This is a genomic window from uncultured Corynebacterium sp. (assembly GCF_945649885.1).
GTDB lineage: Bacteria > Actinomycetota > Actinomycetes > Mycobacteriales > Mycobacteriaceae > Corynebacterium.
In genome coordinates this window covers 1-2,549 of record NZ_CALZFS010000206.1, presented here as the reverse complement: position 1 = coordinate 2,549, position 2,549 = coordinate 1, and the positions used below count along the sequence as shown (strand labels likewise).

Genomic DNA, 2,549 nt, shown 5'->3' with positions numbered 1-2,549 from the left:
TCAGCACCACATGGTGGGAGGTGACGTATTCAGCGCTGTTGACGCGGACACCTTCAGGAAGCCCCTGGATTGCCGGGTAGGTGACTTCACCTTCCGGCAGTGCTTCATCGCGTGGCTGCAGGTAATCAGTCATGCCACGGGTGATGCTGTCAATCAGTTCGGGGGATACGCCTGATGACCCCACTGAGGACTGAGCCATGGCCACAGGGCTTGCCAGCGAGAGGCTGAGGGCAATCGCTGTGGGCACAGCGCCAGCTGCGATCCAGAGGGAACGGCGCCTGGACTTTGTGGAACGTGATGCGGTGTCGCGCATGAAGTTGTCCTTCTCGTTGTTTGTGGTTGCTGCCTGCACAGACTGTTAAGCATAGGCCTGATGGTTCCCTTGTTCCGGGAGTTCCCCGCTCTCGGAGTGTGATCCATCAGGTTATGACAGTCTGCGTTTCATGAGAATGTTCAGTTCTTCACTGTTTGTCGTTGACCAGTTTTAAAGGGTTACACATGTGGGTGTGCCAGTCCTTGAAATCCGCTCTCTGACTTCAGATTGCTCTCAAGTTTAAGTTCAACTTGAGACTTTTAACAATGACACACCGAAGAATAGCGCTTGAATAGTGTTTTTGCAGGCCCCCCGGTAGACCCCGTGACGGTGGGGACGCAGCTCCGGCAGCCCCCAGCAGGCTGTGGAGATAGACAGGATCGATGCTGACTTCCAAACGACACAAGCAACCGGCAGGTTCGCCAGGGGCTCTCAGGCGGAAGCCGTCACTCAGGTCAGAGGTGGCGACAACAACGCTTTCACCTGGATCAGGGAATACAGACCACCTTGGATTCCGGGGTCAGTTTCCTATAGGAGACACGGGGGTGTCCTGGCCCATCTAGGTCAGCCTCTGTGGGGTCTGCGGCCTCCTCCCCCATAGCCGCTGTCCATGGCGCTGGCGACGACATCCACAATGAATCAGGAACCGAGACCAGAAAATAATTACGTTGCCCGGGTCTTAAAAGATGCAGAAAACCCTTGAGGGGCATTCGGGATTGGGATGCCCCTCAAGGGTTTCACTGTGGCTTTCGCGAAGGCGTTGTTACCAGGCGTTCATCACGTTGAGGACGCGGTCCTTGGTCTTGTGCAGCTGGTGGTTGAACTGGCCCCAACCGTGGATACCGGTTGCCGGGTAATCGGCGGTGACATTCAGTCCTTCAAGGCGTGCCTTGGCTTCCCAGGCGCGGGTGGAGGCCATGGCGACGAACTCCAGGAGAGAGCCGGTGAGTCGGTGATCCACACGGGTGCCATTGTCCTGTGGACCCCACAGGCCGGAAGCTGCGGAGACGTAGACATCCTTACCGCGCAGTCCGCCCATGTTCCAGAAGGGGTCATTTTCAAAACGACGCGGGCTGATGACAGAGCCGTACATTGCATTGACGTTGAATCCACCAACATCCAGCATGGCCAGGCGCAGCATGGTCTGCATGCCTGGCGCGGTGGTGTTGAGGTAACCGGAGTAGGACAGTGCCTGGCGGAACTGGTGTGGGTGCTTGGCTGCGAGGTTCAGTGCAGCGGTGCCACCCATTGAGAGGCCGGCAACGGAGTTGTTATTGCGTGCTACGCCGAAGTGTCGCTCCAGGTAGCCGGGCAGCTCAGCGGTGAGGAAGGTTTCCCACATGTAGACAACCGGGTCGGCTGAGGAGAGGGAGGCCTGGTGGTTCCAGTCAGCATAGAAGGAGCCTGCACCTCCCACCGGCATCACCAGGGTGAGGTTGTGCGGAGCGTAAAGTGCCGCGGCGTTGGTGTCCACCAGCCAGGCATTGGAGTGCTGGGTCGCGCGCATGCCGTCAAGCAGGTAGAAGCCGGCATTGCCACCGCGCTGGGAAGGCTGGATCTGGACAGTGATATTGCGTCCCATTGCAGGGGAGTAGACATCACAGCGCTGGACCCAATGGCCCTTGCCGTCCCAGTCACAGTGACCGGTTGCATCAGGGCGAAGCCAGTCACGGTTTGCCGCAGCAGCGGTTCCAGTGCCAACGACCATGAGACCAGCCGCGGTTGCGAGTGCCACCAGCAGAACAATGAGCTTATGGCTCATTGCGCCAGCACGCGAAATTACGGACATGTTTCTCCTCCGGCAGTTAAAGATAGGTACTGAGTCGACGTCGTTTTATCGACCATCTTTATTGCCTATCTAGTTTTCCGTCCGACACGTTACCAATACGTAACAATCTTGGGTAGTTATCAGAGGGGACTGGCCGTTATTTTCATGCCTACTGGGAGCCGTATAGAGGTTCACCACGAGGCTCATCCAGGCCTATTTCCACTGGCCAGGCAATTGTGGGCAAACCTTCCTGGATCTCTGCGGGCATGGCTGAAAATTCTTTCAACAGATCCGCAGGATCATCAGAAATCTCCAATGTTCGACCCTTAGTGAGGGAAAACTTAATATTGTCTATGAATCGGTGATATGACATTGGCTCCCGGTAGACCTGGAAGAGGTGGATCAGATCCGGATGCCTCAATGCCTGTCGGGCTTCATAGGTCTTCTCCGGATCAATCCACCCCGGGG

At 56.8% G+C, this 2,549-nt stretch carries 1 protein-coding gene and 2 pseudogenes; all 3 read right to left on the bottom strand.

Going from position 1 to position 2,549, the window contains the following annotated elements; genetic code table 11:
• Positions 1–313 (bottom strand): annotated as a pseudogene (locus tag Q0M74_RS13830) (hypothetical protein); the annotation flags it as partial.
• Positions 314–1,076: 763 nt separating this feature from the next.
• Entirely contained in the window at positions 1,077–2,102 is a 1,026-nt protein-coding gene (locus tag Q0M74_RS13825) for an alpha/beta hydrolase family protein (protein ID WP_293955439.1), read from the bottom strand.
• A gap of 148 nt (positions 2,103–2,250) precedes the next feature.
• A pseudogene (locus tag Q0M74_RS13820) lies at positions 2,251–2,549 on the bottom strand (hypothetical protein); the annotation flags it as partial.

Bases quoted from the DNA above. Each gene is read 5' to 3' on its own strand.
- Q0M74_RS13825 (WP_293955439.1), bottom strand. From the start codon at position 2,102: ATGTCCGTAATTTCGCGTGCTGGCGCAATGAGCCATAAGCTCATTGTT.